At 64.2% G+C, this 22,095-nt stretch carries 22 protein-coding genes and 1 tRNA gene; 16 read left to right on the plus strand and 7 right to left on the minus strand.

Annotated features, from left to right (window positions below; all coding sequences use genetic code 11):
* Positions 1-45: 45 nt before the first annotated feature.
* The 8 genes from DQW77_RS18015 to DQW77_RS06840 all read left to right on the plus strand — a co-directional run bounded on the left by DQW77_RS18015 (position 46) and on the right by DQW77_RS06840 (position 7,093).
* The gene (locus DQW77_RS18015; protein WP_147094938.1) at positions 46-870 is read left to right on the plus strand and encodes a hypothetical protein; all 825 of its coding nucleotides are present in this window, start codon (positions 46-48) and stop codon (positions 868-870) included.
* The gene (locus DQW77_RS06810; protein ID WP_113257447.1) at positions 867-1,697 is read left to right on the plus strand and encodes a tetratricopeptide repeat protein; all 831 of its coding nucleotides are present in this window, start codon (positions 867-869) and stop codon (positions 1,695-1,697) included. The genes DQW77_RS18015 and DQW77_RS06810 overlap by 4 nt, the downstream gene beginning before the upstream one ends.
* A gap of 76 nt (positions 1,698-1,773) precedes the next feature.
* Positions 1,774-3,174: a UDP-N-acetylmuramoyl-L-alanine--D-glutamate ligase gene (murD, locus tag DQW77_RS06815; protein WP_113257536.1), complete on the plus strand. Its 1,401-nt coding sequence runs from the start codon at positions 1,774-1,776 to the stop codon at positions 3,172-3,174.
* Between the two features lie 138 nt (positions 3,175-3,312).
* Entirely contained in the window at positions 3,313-4,449 is a 1,137-nt protein-coding gene (gene ribB, locus DQW77_RS06820; protein WP_113257537.1) for a 3,4-dihydroxy-2-butanone-4-phosphate synthase, read from the plus strand.
* Positions 4,450-4,460: 11 nt separating this feature from the next.
* The gene (locus DQW77_RS06825; protein ID WP_113257448.1) at positions 4,461-5,006 is read left to right on the plus strand and encodes a 6,7-dimethyl-8-ribityllumazine synthase; all 546 of its coding nucleotides are present in this window, start codon (positions 4,461-4,463) and stop codon (positions 5,004-5,006) included.
* Positions 5,003-5,491, plus strand: a complete 489-nt coding sequence (gene nusB / locus DQW77_RS06830) for a transcription antitermination factor NusB (protein WP_113257449.1) — start codon at positions 5,003-5,005, stop codon at positions 5,489-5,491. The genes DQW77_RS06825 and nusB overlap by 4 nt, the downstream gene beginning before the upstream one ends.
* A 477-nt stretch (positions 5,492-5,968) precedes the next feature.
* Positions 5,969-6,307 carry a hypothetical protein gene (locus tag DQW77_RS06835; RefSeq protein WP_113257450.1) on the plus strand — a complete coding sequence of 113 codons (339 nt, stop codon included), beginning with the start codon at positions 5,969-5,971 and terminating at the stop codon, positions 6,305-6,307.
* Positions 6,308-6,649: 342 nt separating this feature from the next.
* Positions 6,650-7,093, plus strand: a complete 444-nt coding sequence (locus DQW77_RS06840; RefSeq protein WP_113257451.1) for an MmcB family DNA repair protein — start codon at positions 6,650-6,652, stop codon at positions 7,091-7,093.
* Here DQW77_RS06840 and DQW77_RS06845 read toward each other — a convergent pair.
* Positions 7,088-7,276, minus strand: a complete 189-nt coding sequence (locus DQW77_RS06845) for a DUF6324 family protein (protein WP_113257538.1) — start codon at positions 7,274-7,276, stop codon at positions 7,088-7,090. The genes DQW77_RS06840 and DQW77_RS06845 overlap by 6 nt on opposite strands.
* Positions 7,277-7,583: 307 nt before the next feature.
* On the opposite strand from DQW77_RS06845, the gene DQW77_RS06850 reads away from it, so the two are divergent.
* A tRNA-His gene (locus DQW77_RS06850) sits at positions 7,584-7,660 on the plus strand.
* Between the two features lie 41 nt (positions 7,661-7,701).
* On the opposite strand, the gene DQW77_RS06855 is transcribed toward DQW77_RS06850, so the two are convergent.
* Positions 7,702-8,019 (minus strand): DUF6476 family protein, encoded by a 318-nt coding sequence (locus tag DQW77_RS06855; protein WP_113257452.1) that lies wholly within the window; start codon positions 8,017-8,019, stop codon positions 7,702-7,704.
* On the opposite strand from DQW77_RS06855, the gene DQW77_RS06860 reads away from it, so the two are divergent.
* The 4 genes from DQW77_RS06860 (at position 8,018) to DQW77_RS06875 (ending at position 11,594) form a co-directional block, all read left to right on the plus strand.
* Positions 8,018-9,070, plus strand: a complete 1,053-nt coding sequence (locus DQW77_RS06860) for an RluA family pseudouridine synthase (RefSeq protein ID WP_113257453.1) — start codon at positions 8,018-8,020, stop codon at positions 9,068-9,070. The two genes, DQW77_RS06855 and DQW77_RS06860, sit on opposite strands and share 2 nt — an antisense overlap.
* 136 nt (positions 9,071-9,206) lie before the next feature.
* On the plus strand, positions 9,207-10,103 hold the full coding sequence (gene rpoH / locus DQW77_RS06865; protein WP_113257454.1) for an RNA polymerase sigma factor RpoH: 897 nt from the start codon (positions 9,207-9,209) through the stop codon (positions 10,101-10,103).
* A 60-nt stretch (positions 10,104-10,163) separates the two neighbouring features.
* Positions 10,164-11,240, plus strand: a complete 1,077-nt coding sequence (locus DQW77_RS06870; RefSeq protein WP_113257455.1) for an alpha/beta hydrolase — start codon at positions 10,164-10,166, stop codon at positions 11,238-11,240.
* 84 nt (positions 11,241-11,324) lie between these two features.
* Complete coding sequence (locus DQW77_RS06875) at positions 11,325-11,594, plus strand: DksA/TraR family C4-type zinc finger protein (RefSeq protein ID WP_113257539.1); 270 nt, start codon at positions 11,325-11,327, stop codon at positions 11,592-11,594.
* A gap of 247 nt (positions 11,595-11,841) precedes the next feature.
* On the opposite strand, the gene DQW77_RS06880 is transcribed toward DQW77_RS06875, so the two are convergent.
* From DQW77_RS06880 to DQW77_RS06890, 3 genes are all read right to left on the minus strand, one after another.
* Complete coding sequence (locus DQW77_RS06880) at positions 11,842-13,662, minus strand: M3 family oligoendopeptidase (RefSeq protein ID WP_113257456.1); 1,821 nt, start codon at positions 13,660-13,662, stop codon at positions 11,842-11,844.
* A gap of 124 nt (positions 13,663-13,786) precedes the next feature.
* The gene (locus DQW77_RS06885; RefSeq protein ID WP_113257457.1) at positions 13,787-15,382 is read right to left on the minus strand and encodes an ATP-dependent DNA ligase; all 1,596 of its coding nucleotides are present in this window, start codon (positions 15,380-15,382) and stop codon (positions 13,787-13,789) included.
* Positions 15,379-16,380: a ligase-associated DNA damage response exonuclease gene (locus tag DQW77_RS06890; protein ID WP_113257540.1), complete on the minus strand. Its 1,002-nt coding sequence runs from the start codon at positions 16,378-16,380 to the stop codon at positions 15,379-15,381. The genes DQW77_RS06885 and DQW77_RS06890 overlap by 4 nt, the downstream gene beginning before the upstream one ends.
* Before the next feature lie 98 nt (positions 16,381-16,478).
* Between DQW77_RS06890 and DQW77_RS06895 the strand changes: the two genes are divergently transcribed.
* Entirely contained in the window at positions 16,479-17,309 is an 831-nt protein-coding gene (locus DQW77_RS06895) for a fumarylacetoacetate hydrolase family protein (protein ID WP_113257458.1), read from the plus strand.
* Here the strand turns inward: DQW77_RS06895 and DQW77_RS06900 are convergent.
* On the minus strand, positions 17,248-18,249 hold the full coding sequence (locus tag DQW77_RS06900) for an alpha/beta fold hydrolase (protein ID WP_113257459.1): 1,002 nt from the start codon (positions 18,247-18,249) through the stop codon (positions 17,248-17,250). The genes DQW77_RS06895 and DQW77_RS06900 overlap by 62 nt on opposite strands.
* A gap of 4 nt (positions 18,250-18,253) precedes the next feature.
* The gene (locus DQW77_RS06905; RefSeq protein WP_113257460.1) at positions 18,254-18,544 is read right to left on the minus strand and encodes an SCP2 sterol-binding domain-containing protein; all 291 of its coding nucleotides are present in this window, start codon (positions 18,542-18,544) and stop codon (positions 18,254-18,256) included.
* A gap of 72 nt (positions 18,545-18,616) precedes the next feature.
* On the opposite strand from DQW77_RS06905, the gene DQW77_RS06910 reads away from it, so the two are divergent.
* Together DQW77_RS06910 and DQW77_RS06915 are read left to right on the plus strand one after the other, a co-directional pair.
* Positions 18,617-19,180 carry a tetratricopeptide repeat protein gene (locus tag DQW77_RS06910; RefSeq protein ID WP_181711209.1) on the plus strand — a complete coding sequence of 188 codons (564 nt, stop codon included), beginning with the start codon at positions 18,617-18,619 and terminating at the stop codon, positions 19,178-19,180.
* Positions 19,181-19,198: 18 nt separating this feature from the next.
* A complete protein-coding gene (locus tag DQW77_RS06915) occupies positions 19,199-22,093 on the plus strand; it encodes a helicase-related protein (RefSeq protein WP_113257461.1) in 2,895 nt (964 codons plus the stop codon).
* Positions 22,094-22,095 lie beyond the last annotated feature (2 nt).

Here is a 22,095-nt window from a genome sequence, read left to right on the forward strand (position 1 = left end):
AGGGGCTGCCCTTCCCTTTTTGCGTGTGTCGGGTAGGGTGGCATTATGAGCAACGTTTCGAACAGCCATCGCGTTTTGCAGGAGCTTGTTAGCCTTGAGGCTTGGCACAAACCATTGGAGCCGAACACGGACAGCCCGTTTCGAGTAGCGCTGAGCTTTCGTGATGCGCGTTATTCTGGTGATGCTGAGACACCTATCGAATTCCAGGTAGAGTTAAAGCGAGCAACGCTTGTGGTCGTCTGTGACAGTAATCTCAGGGTCCCGAAGGGGACAAAGGTACGTGTTTATCCTCCTTGGGAGAAAAGCTATCGCCGGATTCAAGGTGACACGAGAGATCAATCCGCGTCATCATCGGACCGCCTATCCACAAGTGTGACGGCTGACAGCATCAAGGGACCTGCTGGCAGCGTTTCAACCGAACACGGCAGAAGCGGAAGCGAAAGCCATGAACGAAGAACCGAGACCGAATACACTCAAGTCATAAGACAACATATCCAGATGCAGTATCGGCAGTCTGGTGATGAGCATCACTGGGATTGTGATCCGATCAATGCCGAGACCCTTCGTGGCTCTGCCCATACCGGGGATGATCCTGTAATGGAACTACGGCCAACAATCGACCGGCGACTGGAGGATTTGGGTGTCAGGGTATTCCTGAAGTGTAAAGCAGAAGACTTTGATATTAAAGACATTCGGATGAAGAAAACAGTTATGGAACAGTTAGCGGGCGAAGACATGGAGAGGCGCAAAAGATTGGCCAAGGAGGTAATCAAGTACAAACTCGCGGAGGTTGACTTGGAGGTGGTCGATCTTGAATCTAGTTTCGGTGAAGTGGTTATAGCTGACATCGTTGCGATCCCTGAAAAATGACAACTCTCGAGCACGCCTTGCAGGACCTGTTCAAGCCGGGCCCTATTGAAATCCAGAAGCTGGTCGAAAGACATTTCGAGGGAGATGACGAGCACAAAGCGCGACTGGGTGTCGAATTCGCAGGGGCTGCCTTCGGCACGAACCATCCAGACTATAGCCTGCACCTCAACAACCTCGCGCTCGTGGTGCAGGCGCAGGGGCGGCATGCGGAGGCCGAACGGCTCTACCGACAGGCGCTGGAGATCGACCGCGCGACCCTCGGAGAGGAGCATCCGGACCATGCCAGCGCCCTCAACAACCTCGCGGGCGTGGTGCATGCGCAGGGGCGGTATACGGAGGCCGAGGGGCTCTATCGCGAGGCGCTGGAGATCGGCCGCGCGACCCTGGGCGAATGGCATCCGGACTATGCCAGCAGCGTCAACAACCTCGCGGGCGTGGTGCGGGCGCAGGGGCGGCATGAGGAGGCCGAGGGGCTCTACCGCCAGGCGCTGGAGATCGACCGCGCGACCATCGGCGAGGGGCACCCCACCTATGCCAGCGGCCTCAACAACCTCGCGGGCGCGGTAGAGGATCAGGGGCGGTATGCGGAGGCCGAGGGGCTCTACCGTCAGGCGCTGCAGATCGGCCGCGCGACCCTCGGGGAGGGGCATCCGGACTATGCCATCGACCTCAACAACCTCGCGGGCGTGCTGATCAAGCTGGACCGGGCGGCGGAGGCCCGGCCGCTGCTGGAGCAGGCGCTGGCCATCTTCCGCGCCACGCTGCCCGCCGATCACCCGCAAATCGAGAATACTGAGCGCGGCCTCGCCGCCCTTCCCGACGGCTGAGCGCCGTCCTCGCCCTCTGGCCAAGCCGGCCGCGATCGGGTAGCCACGAAGGCGTTCGCGAGGGAAGGGGCCGATGATGATACCAGTGCGCGGGGTCGAGGGGCATGACGTGGCGGTTCTGGGCCTCGGGCGCTCAGGCATCTCCGCCGCCCGCAGCCTGCGCGCCGGCGGCGCCCGCCCGCTCTGCTGGGACGACAACCCGGCCGCGCGCGAGATGGCCGGCGAGGAAGGCTTCGACATTCGCGACCTGTCGCGCCCCGGCGCCTTCGAGGCGGTGGCGGCCCTGATCGTCTCGCCCGGCATCCCCCATCTTTATCCCGCGCCCAACCGCGTCGTCGCCGCCGCCCTCGAGTCCGGCGTGCCCGTGGACAATGACATCGGGCTCTTCTTCCGCTCGCTGGCGACGGCGCAATGGAACGGGTTCGACACCACGCCGAGGGTCGTGGCGGTCACCGGATCGAACGGCAAATCCACCACGGCCGCGCTGATCCATCACGTTCTTCAGGAGGCCGGCAAGCCCGCGCAACTGGCTGGAAACATCGGCCGCGGGGTACTGGACCTGGAGCCGCCGGGCGATGGCGGCATCATTGTGCTGGAGCTGTCCAGCTACCAGATCGAGCTGGCCCGTGCCCTCACGCCCGACGTGGCGGTGTTCACGAATCTGTCGCCCGACCACCTGGACCGGCACGGCGGTCTGGGCGGCTATTTCGCGGCCAAGCGCCGGCTCTTTGCCGAGGGCGGACCGGACCGCGCGATCATCGGCGTGGACGAGACCGAGGGCCGTTTCCTGGCCGGGCAGGTGGCCGAAGGACCGGGCGACGATCGGGTGATACGCATCTCCGTGCAGCGCAAGCTGACCGGTCCGGGCTGGCACGTCTTCGCGCGCAAGGGGTTCGTGTCGGAATACCGCAAGGGCCGGCAGGCAGGCTCGATCGACCTGCGTCCCATCGCGGGCCTTCCGGGGCAGCACAATCACCAGAACGCCTGCGCCGCGTATGCCGCGGCCCGCACGCTGGGGCTGGCGCCGAAGGTGATCGAGCGCGGCTTCGCCTCGTTCCGGGGCCTGCCGCATCGCAGCCAGATCGTTTCCCAGGCGGATGGAATCACTTGGGTGAATGACAGCAAGGCCACGAATGCCGATGCCGCGGCCAAGGCGCTCGGGGCGTTTTCCAGGATCCGCTGGATCTGCGGCGGGCTGATGAAGCAGGGCGGTCTTGCGGCGCTGAAGCCCGGCCTTGGCAGCGTTGTCAAGGCGTATGTCATCGGCCGCGAGGCAGCACGGTTCGCACTGGAACTCGAGGGGGTCGAGGCCGAGATTTGCACCACGATGGAGCGTGCCGTCGCCCGCGCCCGCGCCGAGGCGGAGCCGGGCGATACCGTGCTGTTGGCCCCCGCGGCGGCGAGCTTCGACCAGTACGACAATTTCGAGAAACGCGGTGAGGATTTCATCGCCTGCCTGGATGGTGACCGGTGGTAGGGCATGTTGCGCCGGATCGGGATCACCCGACCGGGCGGCGCAAAGGTGGAGACCGTGCACGCAACTCCGCTCTGGCCATTGCGCAAAGGCTGCGCTATCTGGCAGCCTGCCGTATTCGAGAGACCTGAAAGGCGCAGCATGACCGATACGCTCCCCTTCGAGAGCCCGGGACCCGTCGAGGCCGGCTGGCGCGACGCGATCTCGCCAACCGAGGAGATCATAGCAGATGCGCGCGCCGGTCGCATGTTCATTCTCGTTGATCACGAGGATCGTGAGAACGAGGGCGATCTGGTCATCCCGGCCGAGTTCGCGACGCCGGAAGCGATCAATTTCATGGCCATGCAGGGGCGCGGCCTGATCTGCCTGCCGATGACATCCGAGCGGATCGACCGGCTTGGCCTGCCGATGATGGCGGTGAACAATTCCTCGCGGCATGAAACCGCCTTCACCGTGTCCATCGAGGCGCGCGAGGGCGTGACCACCGGTATCTCCGCGGCCGACCGCGCCCATACCATCGCCACCGCGATCAATGATCAAAACAGCAGTGCCCATATCGCCACGCCGGGTCATGTCTTTCCCCTGAGGGCGCGCAATGGCGGGGTGCTGATCCGCGCCGGCCATACCGAAGCGGCCGTGGACATCTCGCGTCTGGCCGGTCTCTACCCCGCCGGGGTGATCTGCGAGATAATGAAGGATGACGGCACCATGGCACGGCTGCCCGACCTGGCCGTTTTCGCACGTGATCACGGCATGAAGATCGGCACGATCTCCGATCTGATCGCTTACCGCCACAAGCATGACAATCTGGTGCGCGAGGTGCGCCGCGAAACCGTCACGTCGGCGCATGGTGGAGAATGGCTGATGCGGCTGTTTGCCGATCAGATATCCGGAACCGAACACGTGGTGCTCACCAAGGGCGACGTATCCGACGGGGCGCCTGTCCTGGCAAGGGCGCATGCGCTCAACGCCATGGAGGATGTGCTCGGGATTGGCGGCAACCCTGTCAAGAAGCTGCCCCGCGCGATGGAGATCATCGGCCGCGAGGGACGTGGTGCGATATTCCTCTTCCGGCAGCCCAGGCCCCGGTTGCAGGGAGAGATCGACGACGACGAAACGCCGCGCACGATAAAGCAGACCGGGCTTGGCGCGCAGATCATGTCAACCATGGGCGTTCACGAACTCATCCTGCTTACCGATAGCCCCAATACCCGATATCTGGGGCTGGATGCCTACGGCATTTCGATCGTCGGAACCCGGTCGATCAGCGAGGATTGAAGGAAAGTCACATGGCCGAAACAGAATATTCCCTTCCGCGCCCGGAATTCGACCGGCCGGTGAAACTCCTGGTCGCGGTGGCGCCGTTCTATCGGGATATTGCCGACAACCTCATCGCGGGTGCAACCGCCGAGATCGAGGCCGCGGGCGGCAGTCACGACCTGATCGAGGTGCCGGGCGCGCTTGAACTGCCAGCGGCCATCGGCATTGCCGGACGGATGTCCAATTTCGATGGTCATGTCGCGCTTGGCTGCGTGATCCGCGGGGAAACGACGCATTATGAGACTGTCTGCAACGACAGTTCGCGCGGACTGTTGCTGCTGGGCCTGCAAGGGCTCTGCATCGGCAACGGCATCCTGACCGTGGAAAACCGTGAACAGGCCGAGAGCCGCGCCGACCCCTCGCGCATGAACAAGGGCGCCGGCGCGGCCGCGGCGGCGCTGCACCTGATCGCGCTGACACGCCATTGGGGCGGACCACGCAAGGGGGTGGGCTTTCTTCCGGAAGCCGAGGAATTGAAACTGGCTGATCTGCCCAGGGAAACCCCCACAGCATGAGCGCATCCGACGCCCCACTGTCCGGAAACCGCCGCCGGCAGATGAAATCCGCCGCGCGCCTCTATGCTGTGCAGGCCCTTTTCCAGATGGAGCATTCCGGGCAGGACGCGCAAGAGGTGCGTGCCGAGTTCCTTGGCCACCGTTTCGGCCTTGCACTCGAGAAGGACGGCCCCGAGCTTTCCGATGGCGACATCGATCTTTTCTCGGCGATCCTCGAGGATGCTGTCACATGGCAGGGCAGGATCGACCAGATGACAGACAGGGCCCTGGTGGCCAAATGGCCGATCGCCCGCATCGATCCGACGCTGAGGGCGCTTTTTCGCGCCGCCGGCGCGGAACTGGTCAACCCCGGCACACCGCCGAAGGTGATCATAATGGAATACGTCGATGTGGCGCGCGCTTTCTATCCTGAGGGACGGGAGCCGGGTTTCGTGAATGCCGTCCTTGATCACATGGCACGGGAGGCCCGACCGGAACATTTCTGAATTTGCCCCGAGGCATTCGAAACGCTCCCGGCAACGTCGTATCTTCCGCATTTTCGCCGGGCCCGGCAGCCGATTTCGACAGGCGTGGCTGCGCCACCCACGTCTGTTTTGCGTTCGGGCCACGCAGGCCCCGTGGCGCTGACCTTCGCCTCCGTCTCCGGCGTCATTGGCTGGACAATGACAACCTCCCCCGGAGTATTTGGAGAAAGATGAAGACCCCCCGGTCCGTCTTCATCTTTCCTGCAATACTCCCGCCGGAGGCGTCCCGAGGCGCCGGCCGAAGGCCGGCAACGAGACAGGACTGCGCGCCTGCAAGGCGCACATTTCGGGACAGGCTCGCGCCTGTGCATTGGAGAAGAGGTGTCGGACCAGGACCGGGGGCGGGACGACACGCCGCACCGGTCGGATGCTGCCGGGCCCCTTGCGATATGGCGCGCACAGTATAAGATCAGTCCTGATCCAAAAGGGAGTTGCGCCATGCCGAAACTCATCCGTCTTTACATCACCCACGTCGCCATAGGCTTCGGGAACGCGGCACTGTTCGTGGCTATGCTGCTGTGGTTCGACATCGCCAACCTCTGGCACCTGGTCACTCACTCCGACAAGGGTCTGCTTGCGGTTGTGATTCTCTGGATTTCAAACGGAATCATCTTTGCCGGTGTCCAGTTCGGGATCGCCGTCATGCGTCTGAAGGATGACGACGACGATCACCGCGGTGGCGGCACGGCTCAGCACGCGATGAGTCGGGAGCATGCGACCATCCCGGTGCGTGTCGATGACGATCGTCGCAAGCAATCTTTCCTGGGCCGGCGATGAAATCGACCGGACCCGGCAGGGCGACGCCATTGAAGCCCGAGCGCATTTCCCGGATGTCTCCTTTATTCGGATGTCCACGAAAACAGGGCCTTATTGGCCGCAGGGTGTGACGGGCCCGCACGCGACCGTTTGGTTCTCTCATTCCCGAGGACCTGTTCGTACAGGTGGGCGCCGGGTAACCGGACCACGGCCCGGACAGAGCCAGCTCCCTCGGAATTGCTTAAGGCCACCGGAATGCAACCGTTCACGGGAAGGGCAGCACCCGCCACAGGTTACACCTAGGCCCTGAGGCCGGTCACGGCAAGGGGTTGCCTGCGTTCTTCTTTTGTTCATAATCGTGCCATGACGGGACTGACCGAAATCACCTTGCCGCAGGGCCGGCTGCTTGCCCGCGGCGTTTGCCGGCATCTGCTGAGCCACGATTTTGCCACGGTCGAGGAATTCGTCCCGGAGCGTGGCAAGCGGTTGGACGTGATCGCGCTTGGCCCCAGGGGCGAGATCTGGGTGGTGGAATGCAAGTCCGGCCCGGCGGATTTCCGCGCGGACGACAAATGGGGTGGTTATCTGGAATGGTGTGATCGGTTTTTCTGGGCGGTCGATGCCGCCTTTCCGACCGATATGCTGCCCGGCACGACCGGCCTGATCATCGCGGATGCCTATGATGCCGAGATTGTCCGGACCGGACCGGAAACACGGCTGCCCGGCGCCCGGCGGACCGCACTGACCCGCAGGCTTGCGCGGCTCGCGGCGCGGCGCCTTCAGGGCCTTAAGGATCCGGGGTCATGAAGTCTTGCCGCGGGCGCGCTGCGCTGCCGCAGAAATTTCCTGGGCAATTTCATCTGCTTCCTCGGGGGAGAAATCCATGGGGATCTCCGTGCCCTGCGACTCCACGAAGATGCGGACCATGCCCTGGTCGGTCGGGCCGATCTGCAAATTTGCTTCGGTGTCGCTTTCGCTGTTGATGCCCATGTCTGTCTCCGGTTCACCGCATCGGGGGTATCGCGAACCTTCCGGATTGGCAAGCCGCGTTGCGCCCCGCCCACGCATGTCGTCGTGGTCCTGACTGCCGAGCCCGGCATGTTCGAAAGGGCGGGTGCGCGCCCGGGGCGGTGTTTCCTGTCTCGGGCCGGGTCTCCTGACGGCGGGGCCCGGGGTTCCCGGGGCATGGTGCCGGGCAGATGCAGTCCCCGGGTGGTGATCGGAATCAACAAAGCTGCCCGATTGATCTGCAACAGGCTTGCAATCGCGATGCGCAAAAGATAAATCGCCGCGCAGTGCCGCCTTAGCTCAGTAGGTTAGAGCGCTTGATTGTGGATCAAGAGGTCCCCCGTTCGAGCCGGGGAGGCGGTACCATTCCTAGTGGCGATGGATCGCGACGGCCATAAGGGTACCGGTCAATCCGGGGCGACATGCCTGATCGCGATGGTTTGCCTGCGCTGCCCGGTTTCCGCGTCGAATATCAGTATCATGTCATCTTCGGTAACCACAGCGTACCAGTCACCGCCTTTGGTGAAGGCGACCGGGTCGGATCCGTCGGGCAAGGTGATTGAGTCCGGAAGGTCGGGGCCGAATGCCTCCGAGAAGCGGGTGACAAAGAGCACCACGATCATTATGAATCCCAGGATCATCGTGCCTGTCAGGACCGTTACCAGAAGGCGCAGATACTTCACCAAGCCCGGATCGACCGGCTGACTCGCGGGGTCGTCATTCATGGGGTCCACCCGTTTGAGCTTTGCCATCGCGGCCAATCCACCGCCCCGCCTTGATAAGGCGCTTTCGCGTGATGCGCCAGAGGCAGAGTCATTGTCGCGCACGCGGCTCGCCCGGTTGATCGCCGATGGTGCGGTCCGTGTGAACACCGTGATGGTCACGGATGTAAAGGCGCATGTGTCAGAAGGGGACATGGTGGAGGTCACGCTGCCGGACGCGACCGAGAGCCATATCGGGCCCGAACCCATCTCGCTTGATGTGATGTTCGAGGATGACGACCTGATCGTCATCGACAAGCCGGCCGGTATGGTGGTGCATCCGGCGCCGGGCAGCCCGGCGGGCACGCTTGTGAACGCCCTGCTTCATCATTGCGGGTCCACGCTTTCGGGAGTGGGGGGGAAGAAGCGCCCCGGCATTGTCCACCGGATCGACAAGGACACCAGTGGACTGCTGGTTGTCGCCAAGACCGACCGGGCCCATCACGGGTTGGCCGCGCAGTTCGAGGCTCACAGCGTCGAACGGGTCTACCGCGCCGTAATCCACGGGGTACCGGGCGCCGCGGATCCAAGGTTGCGGGGCTTGCGCGGGGTCACCTTCGGGTCCGATGGCACCATGCGCATTGCAACCCGGCTGGCCCGGCACCGGAGTGACCGGCAGCGCCAGGCGGTGGTCGAGACGGGCGGGCGGCACGCGGTGACACGGGTAAACGTGATCGCGACGTACGGGATGCCCGCCGCCGCCGCACTGGTGGACTGCCGGCTTGAAACGGGCCGAACGCATCAGATACGGGTCCACATGGCCCATGTTGGCCACGGGTTGATCGGCGATCCGGTGTATGGCGGGCGGCGCCGGCTACCGGCCCGCGCCCTGCCGGCGGAAGGCGTGCGCGCGGCAGGGATGTTCGCAAGGCAGGCGCTTCACGCCGCGGTTCTTGGGTTTTGCCATCCCGTGTACAACAGTCATCTGCGTTTCGAATCCCCTTTGCCCGCGGACATGGCGGCTCTGGTCCGGGCGCTCGGCGGGGGTGACGGACCGGCGAGCACAGTTGCGTGACCGGTTGCGGTCCGCTCTTTAAACTGCGACGGAAATCCGCCCATCATGCGTGCAGACCATGGGGCAGGAGGCTTGAAAGGTCTTAACCGGTTACCTAAATGTATGTTAACAAGCTAAACATCGGAGGGATAGAGGCATGAGCAATTACGCAAATCTTCCGGCGCCGACTCCGGAAGGCGGATTGAATCGCTATATGCAGGAAATACGCAAGTTTCCGCTTCTGGAGCCGGAAGAGGAATACATGCTGGCCAAACGCTGGGTAGAGGAACACGATACCGAGGCCGCGCACAAGATGGTTACCAGCCACCTGCGACTCGCCGCGAAGATCGCCATGGGGTATCGTGGCTACGGATTGCCGCAGGCCGAGGTGATCTCGGAGGCCAATGTGGGCCTCATGCAGGCGGTGAAGCGTTTCGACCCCGAAAAGGGCTTTAGGCTGGCGACATATGCCATGTGGTGGATCCGCGCCAGTATTCAGGAATACATCCTGCGCAGCTGGTCGATGGTGAAACTGGGCACCACGAGCGCCCAGAAGAAGCTTTTCTTCAACCTGCGCAAGGCCAAATCCAAGATCGGCGCGCTCGAGGAAGGAGACATGCGCCCGGAAAACGTGCGCCAGATCGCAGCTGATCTCGGTGTGACCGAAGATGAGGTCATTTCGATGAACCGGCGGATGTCCGGCGGGGACGCGTCTCTCAATGCCACTGTCGGCAGCGAGGGCGAGGGCACCATGCAATGGCAGGACTGGCTCGAGGACGAGGATGCCGATCAGGCCGCCGATTACGAGCGTCAGGACGAGTTGGAGGCGCGGCGCGAATTGCTGGGAGAGGCGATGGACGTGCTCAACGATCGTGAACGTGACGTCCTGAGTCAAAGGCGCCTCAGCGATCAGCCCGTGACGCTCGAGGAGCTCAGCGGACAATATGACGTGAGCCGCGAGCGTATTCGCCAGATCGAGGTGCGGGCCTTCGAGAAACTCCAGAAGCGAATGCGGAGCCTGGCGCAGGAAAAGGGCATGCTTGCCCCGTCGTAACGGCTTGGCCCAGGGCCGCGAAGATATTAACCTGCAGAAGACCCATGAAAGCGGCCCGCCATGACGCGTCAGCCTGATGAAATCCGGCCCGGGGCCGGGATAGTGGCCCCGGGCCTCTTGGTGCTGCTTTGCATCGTGCTGGCGGCCTGTACGGCGAGACCGGCTGCACGCATGGCCCCGGCCGAGCCGGCCGCAGACATCCAGCCTGTCTTCATCGCGACGCAGCGGCAACCCGACCGGCCCGGTGAACTTGGCGGTCCGCGCGCGGACCGGGTCCATTATCTGCGCGCGGCGGTGTCTGTGCCGCCGGGGCACGAGCCCGGCCGCATAGAATGGCCCCCTCTCGGTGCCGATCCGGACCCCAAACGACATTTCGCCCTCTCCCGGATGCAGGTCTTTCGCGACGCCGGGAGTTTCGCCCGGGACGTGCGCAATGCCCGTACCGGCCGCGAAACCCTTGTCTATGTTCATGGTTTCAATGCCAAGCTCTCGGAATCCATTTACCGGATGGCGCAAATGCGGGCGGATTTCCGGCCGCGAATGCCTTCGGTCCTCTATGCTTGGCCGTCCGCCGGTGATCCGCGCGGATATGTTTATGACCGCGACAGCGTGCTTTTCGCCCGGGACGGGCTTGAGGAAACGCTGCAATTGCTGACCGCGGGCAAGGACGAGCGGGTGTTCCTGCTGGCCCATTCGATGGGGGCGCAACTGGTCATGGAAGTCCTGAGGCAATCGGCACTGCGCGGCGACGGGCGACTTCTGTCGCGCATCAGTGGCGTCGTCCTGATGTCCCCGGACATCGACCCGGAGGTCTTCCGCCGTCAAGCCGAGGCGATCGGCCCCCTGCCACAGCCGTTCATGATTCTGATCGCCCGGCAGGACCGGGCGCTCGGACTGGCCGGCTTCCTGACCGGACGCAAACCGCGGCTCGGTGTCATCGACAGCCGTGAAAAGGTTGCGGGGCTGAATGTGAAGGTTCTCGATTTCACGGCGCTTGCCGACGGTGAAGGGTATGATCACTCGGTTCCCGTCACGTCCCCCGCCGCGATTACCGTGCTGCGCGGTCTGATCGCGCAGGCCGATCGGGCCGGCGCGTCCGGGTTCGCGGATTACATGGTGCTGGAGGCCCAGTATTGATATCGGCAACCGGGCGACCACCGGGATTTGCAGACGGGCGCCGGTGGGGGTATCCTCTGCACCGGTCACATGACGGAGGATCCCATGGCCGGAGGATGGACGCGCGACGGCGCGGTAAGTGAACAGATCGAAGCGTCCATTGAGGACGAACTGGCGCGGATGAAATCACGGCGTTACCCGCGTGGGGAAAGCCTGAGCCAGTGTGCAGATTGTGACGACCCGATTCCCGAGGCGCGGCGCCAGGCCGTCCCCGGTGTCAAGCTGTGCATCGATTGCGCGGCCGAGCGTGATCGCACCGGCCCGTCCCGTCCTGGCGTGAACAGGCGAGGATCCAAGGACAGCCAGTTGAAATAGGGGCGCTGCCCCTCTTGGCCTTCGGCCAATTCACCCCGGGATATTTTCGGCCAGAAGAAGCAAGGGTTTCTTAACCGGAACGCGAGACAGTTGTCGGGCGGTACAGGCGGGGACGCCGATGACCGCGCCAGGAGAAGCACTCCGGGTGCTTCGCACGGGAGGGCGCTTGGCGCCTTCCCGTGTTTCTTTCGGCCGGAAACATCCCCGCTGGAGGCGTCCGTGCTTGCGTTGAAGCGCGGCGACAGGATCAGGTTTCCATCGCCTCCAGTTCGTCGATCATGCCTTCTATCATCGCGAGCCCCTTGTCCCAGAAGGCCGGATCGGTGGCATCGAGGCCGAAGGGCGCCAGAAGCTCTGAATGGTGTTTCGAGCCACCGGCTTTGAGCATCTCGAAATACTTGTCCTGGAAGCCGGCGGGATTTTCCTCGTAGACGGCATAAAGCGCGTTCACCAGGCCGTCGCCGAAGGCATAGGCATAGACATAGAAAGGCGCGTGGACAAAATGAGGGACATAGGCCCAGAACGCCTCGTACCCTTGCATGAAGTCGAATGCCGGCCCGAGGCTTTCCGCCTGCACCGACATCCACAGCGCGTCGATGTCGTCGGGCGTCAGCTCCCCGTCCCGGCGCGCGGTGTGCAGCTTGCATTCGAAATCGTAGAACGCGATCTGCCGCACCACGGTGTTGATCATGTCCTCGACCTTGCCGGCCAGCAAGATCTTTCGCTCCGTCCCGTTCGAGGCGTTGTCGAGCATCCGGCGGAAGGTCAGCATTTCGCCGAACACGCTGGCCGTCTCGGCGAGGGTCAGCGGCGTCGAGGCAAGAAGCTCGCCCTGTTCGCCTGCCAGTACCTGGTGCACGCCATGGCCCACCTCATGCGCGAGCGTCATCACGTCACGCGGTTTGCCGAGATAGTTGAGCATGACGTAGGGATGCACGTCGGTCACGGTGGGATGGGCGAAGGCGCCCGGTGCCTTGCCGGGCTTGACGCCGGCGTCGATCCAGCCCCGCTCGAAGAAGGGCGCGGCCAGGTCGCCCATCCGGGTGTCGAATGCCGTGTAGGCATTCATCACGGTTTCACGCGCCTCGGCCCAGTTCACGGTTCTCGGTTCTTCGATGGGCAGTGGCGCGTTGCGGTCCCAGACCTGCATGCGGTCGAGGCCCAGCCATTTGCGCTTGAGTTCGTAGTAGCGGTGCGAAAGACGTGGATAGGCCGCGACCACCGCGTCGCGCAATGCCTGCACCACCTCGGGTTCCACGTCGTTGGCAAGGTGGCGCCCGGTTTGCGGCGTCGGCATGCCGCGCCACCGATCGACGACCTCCTTTTCCTTGGCGGCGGTATTGTGGACGCGGGCGAAGATCCGGATGTTTTGCCCGAACACGCGGGCCAGTTCGCGCGCGGCGGTTTCGCGCCTGTCGCGATCTGGATCGGTAAGCAGGTTGAGAGTGCTTTCGATTCCCAGGTCCTCGTCCGCCACGGTGAACCTTAGCCCGGCGATGGTTTCATCGAAGAGCCTTTCCCAAGCGTCCCCCACCACGCCCATGTCGTGCAGGAACCTCTCCAGTTCGTCGGACAGTTGATAGGGCTTCATCGCGCGGATGCGGCGGATCACCGGTTCATACCGCGCCAGGTCCGGATTTTCGTCATACATCGTCTGAAGCGCGTCCTCGTCGAGGCGGTTGAGCTCCAGAGTGAAGAATACGAGCGGCGTGGTGTAGCTGGTGATCTTTTCCTGACAGTCCGACAGGAATTTGGCGCGGCCCCCATCGGTCGTTTCCTGGTGGTAGCGCAGACCGGCGAAAGACATGATTCGCCCGGCGATGTTGCTGATCTTCTCGTCGCGCCGGATGCATTCGAGCAGGCCATCAGCATCAAGGGTATCCAGCTTGTTCTCGTAATCGGTGGCGAAGTCGGCACAGGCCTTTTGAAGCCAGCCGAGATCACGGGCCAGTTCAGGCGCGTTCTCGCCGGAATAAAGGTCGCTCAGATCCCATTCCGGCAGGTCGCCGAGATGCTCGGAACCGGATGCGGCATCGGCGTCGCGGGCGGGCCGGGGCAGATGGATCATGCGTAAAACCTCCTGTTGCAATCTGCCCACAGATAGGCGCGCAGGGCGGCGGGCTCAAGGCGCGAGTTGGCCGCAATGCGCCGGGTGCGGCATTCCCGGCCGGGCGTGTCCGCGATCCGCGCCGCTAACCGTGGTGCGCCAGCATGTCGCGCAGGTCGCCGAGTGTGCTGGCCTCGGCCAGAGGCTTGTCGTGGCGCCACCGGGCCATGCGCGGAAACCGGAGTGCGATACCGGATTTGTGCCGGGTGCTCGCGTGGATGCCCTCGAAGGCGATTTCGAAGACATGCTCCGGCCGGACCTGGCGAACGGGTCCGAAGCGGTGCAGCGTATTGCGCCTCACCCAGTGCGTGATCTTGCGGAACTCCGCGTCGGTCAGGCCGGAATAGGCCTTGGTGAATGGCACCAGCGTTTCACCACTCCAGACCGCGAAAGTGAAATCGGTGAAAAGGTTGGCACGGCGGCCATGGCCCTGCTGGGCGTAGATGAGCACGCCGTCCAGAGTCAGCGGATCAAGTTTCCATTTCCACCAGCCGCCGGTGCGTCGGCCCGCGTGGTAGGGGCTTTCGCGGTGCTTGAGCATCACCCCTTCGGCGCGCATGGTCCGGGCTGTGGCGCGCAAGGCGGCCAATTCGTCCCAGCTGCGGAAACCGAGATCGGGCGACAACTGCAATGGCGCATCCGGGGGCAGGCCGCCGAGGAGGTTTTCGAGCGCCGCCCGCCGCGCCGCGAAGGGGCGGGCACGGATGTCCTGCCCGTCCGTTTCCAGAAGATCGTAGGCCCGCAGGATGACCGGTGCCTCGGTGCGCAAAGCCTTGGGGACCGTCTTGCGGCCGATCCGTTTCTGCAGCGTGCTGAACGGCAGGGGGGTGCCATCCGCGAAGGCCAGGATTTCGCCGTCGAGCACGGTACCTTCGGGCAGGATGTCGAGTGTTTCCGCGAACTCGGGAAACCGATCGGTCATAAGATCCTCGCCACGCGACCAGACATGGTGTGCTCCGCCCCGCAGAATGAGCTGGCCGCGGATACCGTCCCATTTCCATTCCGCGTGCCAGTCTTCCGGGGCGCCAAGCGCGGCGGGATCTTCCTCCTCGAGCCCACGGGCGAGACAGAACGGATAGGGGCGCGAACGCGACGACGTGTCGTCCGGCATTTCGACGAGAGCATGGTAGCTGGTGGTGTCCGGTGTCCAGTCGCCCATGAGACGGTGCGCGAGCTCGGACGCGTCTTGCCCGGTCGCACGGGCCAGCGCACGGGTCATCAGCTTGCGGCTGATACCGACGCGGAACCCCCCGGTGAGCAGCTTGTTGAAAACCAGACGCTCCGTCGGGTCCATGCGGTTCCATGCATCCAGTATGGCGGCCTTGCGCACGGCCTCATCGGTGTGGTCGAGTGCCCGAAGACGGGCGATCCATATCGAAAGGCCGTCATCATGTGTGGCGGCGGGCGCGGGCAGAATCAGAGAAATGGTCTCTGCCAGGTCCCCGACGATGCCGTAGCTTTCCTCCAGAAGCCAAAGAGGAATTCCGGCGCGTTCGGCAGCCCATTCGCGCAGCCGGGCGGTGGTGACGGTGCGGCGCGGCCGACGCCTGGAAAAAAGCGCGATGGTCCAGAGCTTGTCGTCGTCGGGCGCGGTACGGAAATACTCGGCCAGTGCAGCGACCTTGGCAGTCGTGCGCCTGGTCTGGTCGATGGTTTCGAAAAGGGCCGAGAACCGTTTCATGAGGTGTCGTCCTCATCGAGGGAGTCGCCCGTGAATTCGGCCGGGACGATCCGGACGTCGTAGCCCTGTTCGCGCAGCCAGCGCGCAAAGGCATCCGTGTAGCCGTGGGTCACATGAACGGTTTCCGCGCCGGTCTCCGCGATGGCCCGGTTGAGCCCGGACCAGTCGGCGTGGTCGGAGATGACGAAACCACGGTCTGCGCCGCGGCGGCGGCGTACCCCCCGCAAGCGCATCCATCCGCTGGCAAGCCCTGTCGCGGCAGGACGGAAGCGGCGGGCCCACGTGGCCGAAAGCGCGGAAGGTGGTGCGAGCACGAGCGCGCCGGGATGATCCCGGGCCAGTGTCCCGGGGGTGACGCGGATCGTCTGCGGCAGGCGCAGGCCCTGGGCCCGCAACACGTCGTTGGTGTTTTCGACCGCGCCGTGTGTCAGGATCGGGCCGGTGCCCGGGTCGAGCATCGACAGCAGGCGCTGTGCCTTGCCGAACGCGTAGGCGCCCAGAAGGCTGAAGCGCCCCGCCGCTTGGTTGGCGCGCCACCACGCGTTGATTTCCGCCGCGACCACAGCCTGTGGCGCCCAGTCGAAAACCGGCAACCCGAAGGTGCATTCGGTCACGAAACCGTGGCAGGGCAGCGGCTCGAAGGGTTCCGAAAGCCCGTCCGCCTCGATTTTGTAATCGCCGGAGACGACCCAGACTTCGCCACCGACCTCGACCCGGATCTGTGCCGATCCGGGCACGTGACCGGCGGGATGGAACGAAACGTCCGCCCCTCCGATCCTTCGGGTCTCGCCATAGGGCAGGGTATCCAGTGTGATCGCTCCGAGGCGATGGCGCATCACCGGCGCGGTGCCATCGGTGGCAAGGTAGCGGGCATGGCCCGGACGTGCGTGATCGGCATGACCGTGGGTGATCAGGGCCCGGTCCACGGGCTTCCACGGATCGATGTGGAAATCGCCCGCGGGACAATACAGCCCGGAATTCGTGACTTCGATGACCATGCCGGTAGGATAGGTCTGATCACCCGATTGGCCAGCCCTTGCGGATGCCATGCAGGCCTCTATTGTCCGGGGAAATTTCAGGGCCGGGAGGTGAGGAAATGCGATTTGCGAGATATGGAGAACCCGGTGCCGAGAAACCCGGCGTTCTGGACCGGGACGGTGGGTTGCGTGACCTGTCGGGTCTGATGGATGATCTGGCCGGTCCGGTTTTGGTGGAGCTGCCCCGCGTTGATCCGGACACGTTGCCGCTGGTCGCCGGTTCGCCGCGGCTGGGCCCGCCCGTTGCCGGGGTCGGGAAGTTCATCGGAATCGGGCTGAACTACTCCGACCATGCGGCGGAGGCTGGAATGAAACCGCCGGCCGAGCCGATCGTGTTCATGAAGGCCACCTCGTCGATCGTCGGGCCGCACGACGTGGTCAGCCTGCCGCGCGGTTCGGAAAAGTCCGATTGGGAGGTGGAGCTTGGCGTTGTGATAGGCAAGCCGGCCAAGTACGTGGATGCCGCGCGGGCCCTGGATCACGTGGCGGGCTATTGCATCGTCAATGACATTTCCGAACGCGCCTTCCAGACCGAGCGATCGGGCCAGTGGACCAAGGGAAAGAGCTGCGACACCTTCGGCCCGGTCGGGCCGTGGCTGGTGACGTCGGACGAAATCGGCGATCCGCAGGCGCTGGAGCTGTCACTTGACCTCAATGGCGAGCGGATGCAGACCGGCACCTCCGCCGCGATGATCTTCACGGTCGCGGACATCATCGCCCACCTGAGCGAAATGATGACCCTGCATCCCGGTGACGTGATTGCCACGGGCACGCCGCCCGGTGTCGGAATGGGCATGCGGCCTCAGCGTTTCCTGCGCGAGGGTGATGTCATGGAGCTTCGGATTGCAGGGCTGGGCGTTCAGCGTCAGGCTGTGATCCGCGATCCGTGAGTGCCGCCGCGCCGCGGTAGAACGCGCTCATCATCTCGAAAATGCGCAGTCGTACATCGGGCCGTTCCATCATCACTTCGTGACGGGCGTTCTCGAACATTTCGAGCCGGGCCCCGGGCCATCGAGCCACCCGGTCGCGTATGCGGTCCACATCGACGATCTCTTCACCATCTCCGGCCAGTGCCATGCAGGGAAGGGGCGGTGAAGGACGCCGCGAGAGCACACGTGATTCGCGCAATGCCTCGTAAAGCCATCGCAGGCTTGGCCCCCCGAGCCCCAGTTCCGGGTGCGCGCGTGTCTGATCGACCATGAGTTGATACATCTCGGCATCTCCGGTCAGCTTGTTGCCCTCGAACTCCGCAGTCAGGACGTAGCTCTCCGGAACGGTCCCCGGCGCATAGGCCTGTCCCATGCCGAAATGGCGCCCGCCCCATGAAAGCGACCATGCCACGGGGCGCAGCGCGCCGGACAACTGGATGCCCCACATCGGGGCGGAAAACACGCAAGATGCAACCGGAAGCTCCTCCATCACCGCGCGCAGGCCGATCGCCCCGCCCATCGAGTGCGCCAGCAGATGATACGGACGCGGCAGGTTCAAGTCTCCGGCGGCGCCCACAAGCGCGGCCACGTCGCGCTGATAATCGGTGAAGTGATGGACATGGCCCGAGCGTTCATCGTCGATCAACCTGTCTGCAAGACCCTGACCTCGCCAGTCCACGGCGATCGACGAAAGTCCGCAGGCCGCGAACGCACGGGCGACATGATCATACTTCTCGACGTATTCGGTCCGGCCTGGAAAGATAAAAACGGTGCCCTCCGCGCCATCGGCCATCCAGCAGCACATGCGAAGGCGCACGCCGTCATCCGCGTCGATCCAGAAGGATTGCGCCTGCGGCGGGCCGTCGGCCATGCCTTCCGCGAAGAACGGTGCCTTTTTCATGCCGTCAGGCCAGGACGCTGCCCAGTTGCATGGCAAGCGACATGTCGCCGTCCACGGTCAACTTGCCGGACATGAAGGCGGCGGTGGGATCCTGATCGCCCTCGAGGATGGCCTGGAAGGTGTCGGCATCGGCGGTCAGGGTGACATCGGTATCGGAATCCTCCGCGCGGGCACCATCGCCGTCGATCACCACAGCGCCTTCGCCTTCGATCACGAATTTTGCCGATCCGTCGAAGCCCTTGTCGCCAAGTTTGTCGTTCAGGGCCGATACGGCCGCGTCAATCACGTTGCTCATCCAAGAATCCTCCGCATTTTAATCCGGCCGGGGGGTGTGATTCCCGGCCAGCCGCGCTAACATGAGAATGTTATGAGGCGTCGATGGAACAATCTCAACCGTGCCGTTGCGACACTTGGGGCGATCGCCGTTATTTCCCTGTCCGCAGCCGCGCAGGAAGCCGCGAAGATCGATTCGCTTTTTGACCGGCTCAAGAAGGCCGATCCGGCCGACGCGAAGCGCATTTCGGCGGATATCCGCATGGAAATGTCGAAGTCCGGTTCGGCGTCGATGGACCTGCTGCTCAAGCGCGGCCGCGAAGCGCTTGAGGCCGGTGAAACGGACGCGGCGATCGAGCATTTCACCGCTTTGACGGACCATGCGCCGGATTTCGCCGAAGGGTTTCACGCTCGGTCCATCGCCTATGCCAGGGCCGAGCTTTTCGGGCCTGCCGTCGCGGATATCGAACGGGCGATTTCGTTGCGACCGCGGCACTTTCCCGCGATTTACGGTCTGGGGGCAATCCTGGAGGAATTGGGCGAAACGGATCTGGCCTACGAGGCCTACGCACGGGTCCACTCTATACATCCGCATTTCGAAGACGTAACCACGAAACTGGAGCGTCTTGGCAACGAGGTCAGGGGCTCCGAACTCTGAACCGACGGGAGTTGTCCAATGGTCGAGCAGTCAAGGACACTCGCGGTCCTGGGCCCGACAAATACAGGCAAGACCCATTTCGCCATCGAGCGGATGCTGGGGTACAGGACCGGGGTCATCGGCCTGCCGCTCAGGCTTCTGGCGCGTGAGGTCTATGACCGTATCGTGGCGGTGCGGGGGCCCTCGGTGGTGGCTCTGGTGACCGGCGAGGAACGCATCGTGCCGGGGCGGGCGCAATACTGGGTCTGCACGGTCGAGGCGATGCCCGAAGGGATGGGCGCCGATTTCGTGGCCGTTGACGAGATCCAGCTTTGCGCCGACCCCGAGCGCGGGCATGTCTTCACCGATCGGCTTCTGCGTATGCGTGGCCTGCAGGAAACGCAGTTTCTGGGCGCCGGCACGATGCGAGGGACCATCGCCGCGTTGGTGCCGGGGGTCGAATTCGTGGGGCGCGAGCGCATGTCGCAGCTTGTCTATGCCGGGCCGCGCAAGATTTCCAAGATGCCCCGCCGCAGCGCGATTGTCGGGTTCTCGATCGAAAACGTCTATGCGATGGCAGAGCTTCTTCGCCGGCAGAAGGGTGGAGCGGCGGTGGTGATGGGCGCGCTGAGCCCAAGGACACGAAACGCCCAGGTGGCGCTTTATCAGAACGGCGACGTCGATTACCTCGTGGCGACCGACGCCATCGGCATGGGTCTGAACCTCGACATTGATCATGTGGCCTTCTCGGCGCTGTCGAAGTTCGACGGGCGCAGGATGCGCGCACTTGCCCCCAACGAGCTGGCCCAGATCGCCGGTCGGGCGGGGCGCGGCATGGCCAACGGCACCTTCGGCGTGACCGGCGAAGCGCAGGAGATCCCCGAAAGCACCGCCCGTGCGATCATGGATCACCGTTTCACCCCGATCCGGAAACTCGAGTGGCGCAATGCCAGGCTGCCGTTCGGCGATCTGGACGCGCTGATTGCCGCGCTCGAGGCCCGCCCGGAGGATCCGCGCCTCGTGCGTGCGCGGGAGGCGAATGATCTTGGCGCGCTCAAGGGGTTGGCCGGACAGGCCGAGGTGCGCGCCCGAGCCGGTGATGCGCCCTCGGTCCGGTTGCTGTGGGATGTCTGCCGAATTCCCGATTTCCGCGGCATCGGAGATGCCGAACATGCCGGGCTTCTGGAAAAGATCTTCTGCGACCTGCACCAGAACGGAACGGTTCCAGAGGATTGGCTTGCCCGTCAGGTGCAGCGCCTGGACCGTACCGATGGCGACATCGACGCGCTGTCCAAAAGGCTGGCGTATATCCGCACCTGGACCTATGTGTCGCAACGAAAAGGCTGGACCGGGGATGAAATCCATTGGCGCGAGGCCACGCGCGCGGTAGAAGACCGCCTGTCGGACGCGCTGCACGAGCGACTGACCCAGAGATTTGTGGACCGGCGCACATCCGTGCTTCTGCGCCGGCTCAAGCAGAAGGAGGCCATGGTGGCCGAAGTGAACGAGAACGGCGAAGTGACCGTCGAGGGACAATTTGCCGGTCGTCTGGAAGGTTTCCGGTTCATCGCCGACAAATCCGCGACCGGCCAGGAGGCAAAGGCGTTGTCGCAGGCCAGCCTGCAGGCGCTTGCCCCTCATTTTCACCTCAAGGCTGACAGGTTCTATAACGCACCCGACACGGAACTGGACTTTACCGATCAGGGCGGGCTGATGTGGGGCGATCAGGCGGTTGGCAAGCTCTCGGCCGGGGCTGACCCTCTCAAGCCTCGGGCCGTCGGTTTCGTGGACGAGGAAGCCGGGGCAGAGGTGGCGCAGAAGGTGCAGCGGCGCCTGCAGCATTTCATCGACCGCCGTGTTGCGACGCTGTTCGAGCCGTTGGTCAACATCCAGCGTGATGAGGCGCTGACGGGTCTGGCGCGCGGCTTCGGGTTCCGCATGGTCGAGGCCCTCGGCATCATCCCGCGTGCCGAGGTGGCTGACGAGGTCAAGGCGCTGGATCAGGACGCACGCGGGCAGTTGCGCAAGCACGGGATCCGCTTCGGGCAGTTCACGATCTTCATGCCGCTGATGCTCAAGCCCGCGCCGACGCGGCTGCGCCTGGTGCTCTGGGCGCTGCATGCCGGGCTTGATACCTTCCCCGAAGCGCCGCCGCCCGGGCTGGTGACAGTACCGGCCGGCGATGCGGACGCGGCATCGCACCTGACCATGGCCGGCTACCGGCCCGCCGGCGCGCGGGCAATCCGTATCGACATGCTGGAACGTCTGGCCGACATGCTGCGCGCGCAGGACAGTCGCGCCGGGTTCGAGGCGACGGCCGACATGCTGTCGATCACCGGCATGACGCTGGAACAGTTTGCCGACCTCATGGAAGGTCTGGGCTACAAGGCCGACCGCGGGGAGCGCGAACGGATCAAGCCGGTGGACCGGGCGGTCGTATCGTCGGGGTCCGGGACACCCGAAGCCGCGGATCAGCCCGCCGCATCCGCGCAGGACGTGGGCGGGCAAGGCGACACCGGGACAAGTGCCGAAAACACTGTCGCGGCGATTCCCGACACGGGAGAGGCGCCGGTGGCGGCCGAACCGGCCGAGGACACCGAAGTTCCCGCCGAAATCCCCGCGGCAAGCGAGGGCGAGGTGCTGCCCGGAGAAGCTCCGTCGGCGGACCCGGTAGAGGCGGAGACCGAGGTGTTCTATACCTTTACATGGGCCGGTCGTGCACGTGGCGGCAAGGCCACGAAAACCGCGGATCGGGCCGGCGGAGGCCGCGGCAAGGGCCGGGGCGCCGGCAAGGGCAAGGCCAGGGGCACGCCGGTCGGCGAAAAGGCTGGCACGGGGTCACGGCCTCATGGCGGCAAGCCGCGCAAGGAAGACAAGATCGACCCCGACAATCCGTTCGCGGCGGCGTTGATGGGACTGAAGGACAAGTCATGACG

Origin of the sequence: Roseovarius sp. TE539 (assembly GCF_003298505.1) — a bacterium.
In the GTDB taxonomy this organism is placed as follows: Bacteria; Pseudomonadota; Alphaproteobacteria; order Rhodobacterales; family Rhodobacteraceae; genus Roseovarius.

Excerpts from the sequence above, each read along its gene's own strand:
- DQW77_RS18015 (WP_147094938.1), top strand. The coding sequence starts at position 46 with ATGAGCAACGTTTCGAACAGCCATCGCGTTTTGCAGGAGCTTGTTAGC.
- DQW77_RS06810 (WP_113257447.1), top strand. The coding sequence starts at position 867 with ATGACAACTCTCGAGCACGCCTTGCAGGACCTGTTCAAGCCGGGCCCT.
- murD (WP_113257536.1), top strand. The coding sequence starts at position 1,774 with ATGATACCAGTGCGCGGGGTCGAGGGGCATGACGTGGCGGTTCTGGGC.
- ribB (WP_113257537.1), top strand. The coding sequence starts at position 3,313 with ATGACCGATACGCTCCCCTTCGAGAGCCCGGGACCCGTCGAGGCCGGC.
- DQW77_RS06825 (WP_113257448.1), top strand. The coding sequence starts at position 4,461 with ATGGCCGAAACAGAATATTCCCTTCCGCGCCCGGAATTCGACCGGCCG.
- nusB (WP_113257449.1), top strand. The coding sequence starts at position 5,003 with ATGAGCGCATCCGACGCCCCACTGTCCGGAAACCGCCGCCGGCAGATG.
- DQW77_RS06835 (WP_113257450.1), top strand. The coding sequence starts at position 5,969 with ATGCCGAAACTCATCCGTCTTTACATCACCCACGTCGCCATAGGCTTC.
- DQW77_RS06840 (WP_113257451.1), top strand. The coding sequence starts at position 6,650 with ATGACGGGACTGACCGAAATCACCTTGCCGCAGGGCCGGCTGCTTGCC.
- DQW77_RS06845 (WP_113257538.1), bottom strand. The coding sequence starts at position 7,276 with ATGGGCATCAACAGCGAAAGCGACACCGAAGCAAATTTGCAGATCGGC.
- DQW77_RS06860 (WP_113257453.1), top strand. The coding sequence starts at position 8,018 with ATGGGGTCCACCCGTTTGAGCTTTGCCATCGCGGCCAATCCACCGCCC.
- DQW77_RS06855 (WP_113257452.1), bottom strand. The coding sequence starts at position 8,019 with ATGAATGACGACCCCGCGAGTCAGCCGGTCGATCCGGGCTTGGTGAAG.
- rpoH (WP_113257454.1), top strand. The coding sequence starts at position 9,207 with ATGAGCAATTACGCAAATCTTCCGGCGCCGACTCCGGAAGGCGGATTG.
- DQW77_RS06870 (WP_113257455.1), top strand. The coding sequence starts at position 10,164 with ATGACGCGTCAGCCTGATGAAATCCGGCCCGGGGCCGGGATAGTGGCC.
- DQW77_RS06875 (WP_113257539.1), top strand. The coding sequence starts at position 11,325 with ATGGCCGGAGGATGGACGCGCGACGGCGCGGTAAGTGAACAGATCGAA.
- DQW77_RS06880 (WP_113257456.1), bottom strand. The coding sequence starts at position 13,662 with ATGATCCATCTGCCCCGGCCCGCCCGCGACGCCGATGCCGCATCCGGT.
- DQW77_RS06885 (WP_113257457.1), bottom strand. The coding sequence starts at position 15,382 with ATGAAACGGTTCTCGGCCCTTTTCGAAACCATCGACCAGACCAGGCGC.
- DQW77_RS06890 (WP_113257540.1), bottom strand. The coding sequence starts at position 16,380 with ATGGTCATCGAAGTCACGAATTCCGGGCTGTATTGTCCCGCGGGCGAT.
- DQW77_RS06895 (WP_113257458.1), top strand. The coding sequence starts at position 16,479 with ATGCGATTTGCGAGATATGGAGAACCCGGTGCCGAGAAACCCGGCGTT.
- DQW77_RS06900 (WP_113257459.1), bottom strand. The coding sequence starts at position 18,249 with ATGAAAAAGGCACCGTTCTTCGCGGAAGGCATGGCCGACGGCCCGCCG.
- DQW77_RS06905 (WP_113257460.1), bottom strand. The coding sequence starts at position 18,544 with ATGAGCAACGTGATTGACGCGGCCGTATCGGCCCTGAACGACAAACTT.
- DQW77_RS06910 (WP_181711209.1), top strand. The coding sequence starts at position 18,617 with ATGAGGCGTCGATGGAACAATCTCAACCGTGCCGTTGCGACACTTGGG.
- DQW77_RS06915 (WP_113257461.1), top strand. The coding sequence starts at position 19,199 with ATGGTCGAGCAGTCAAGGACACTCGCGGTCCTGGGCCCGACAAATACA.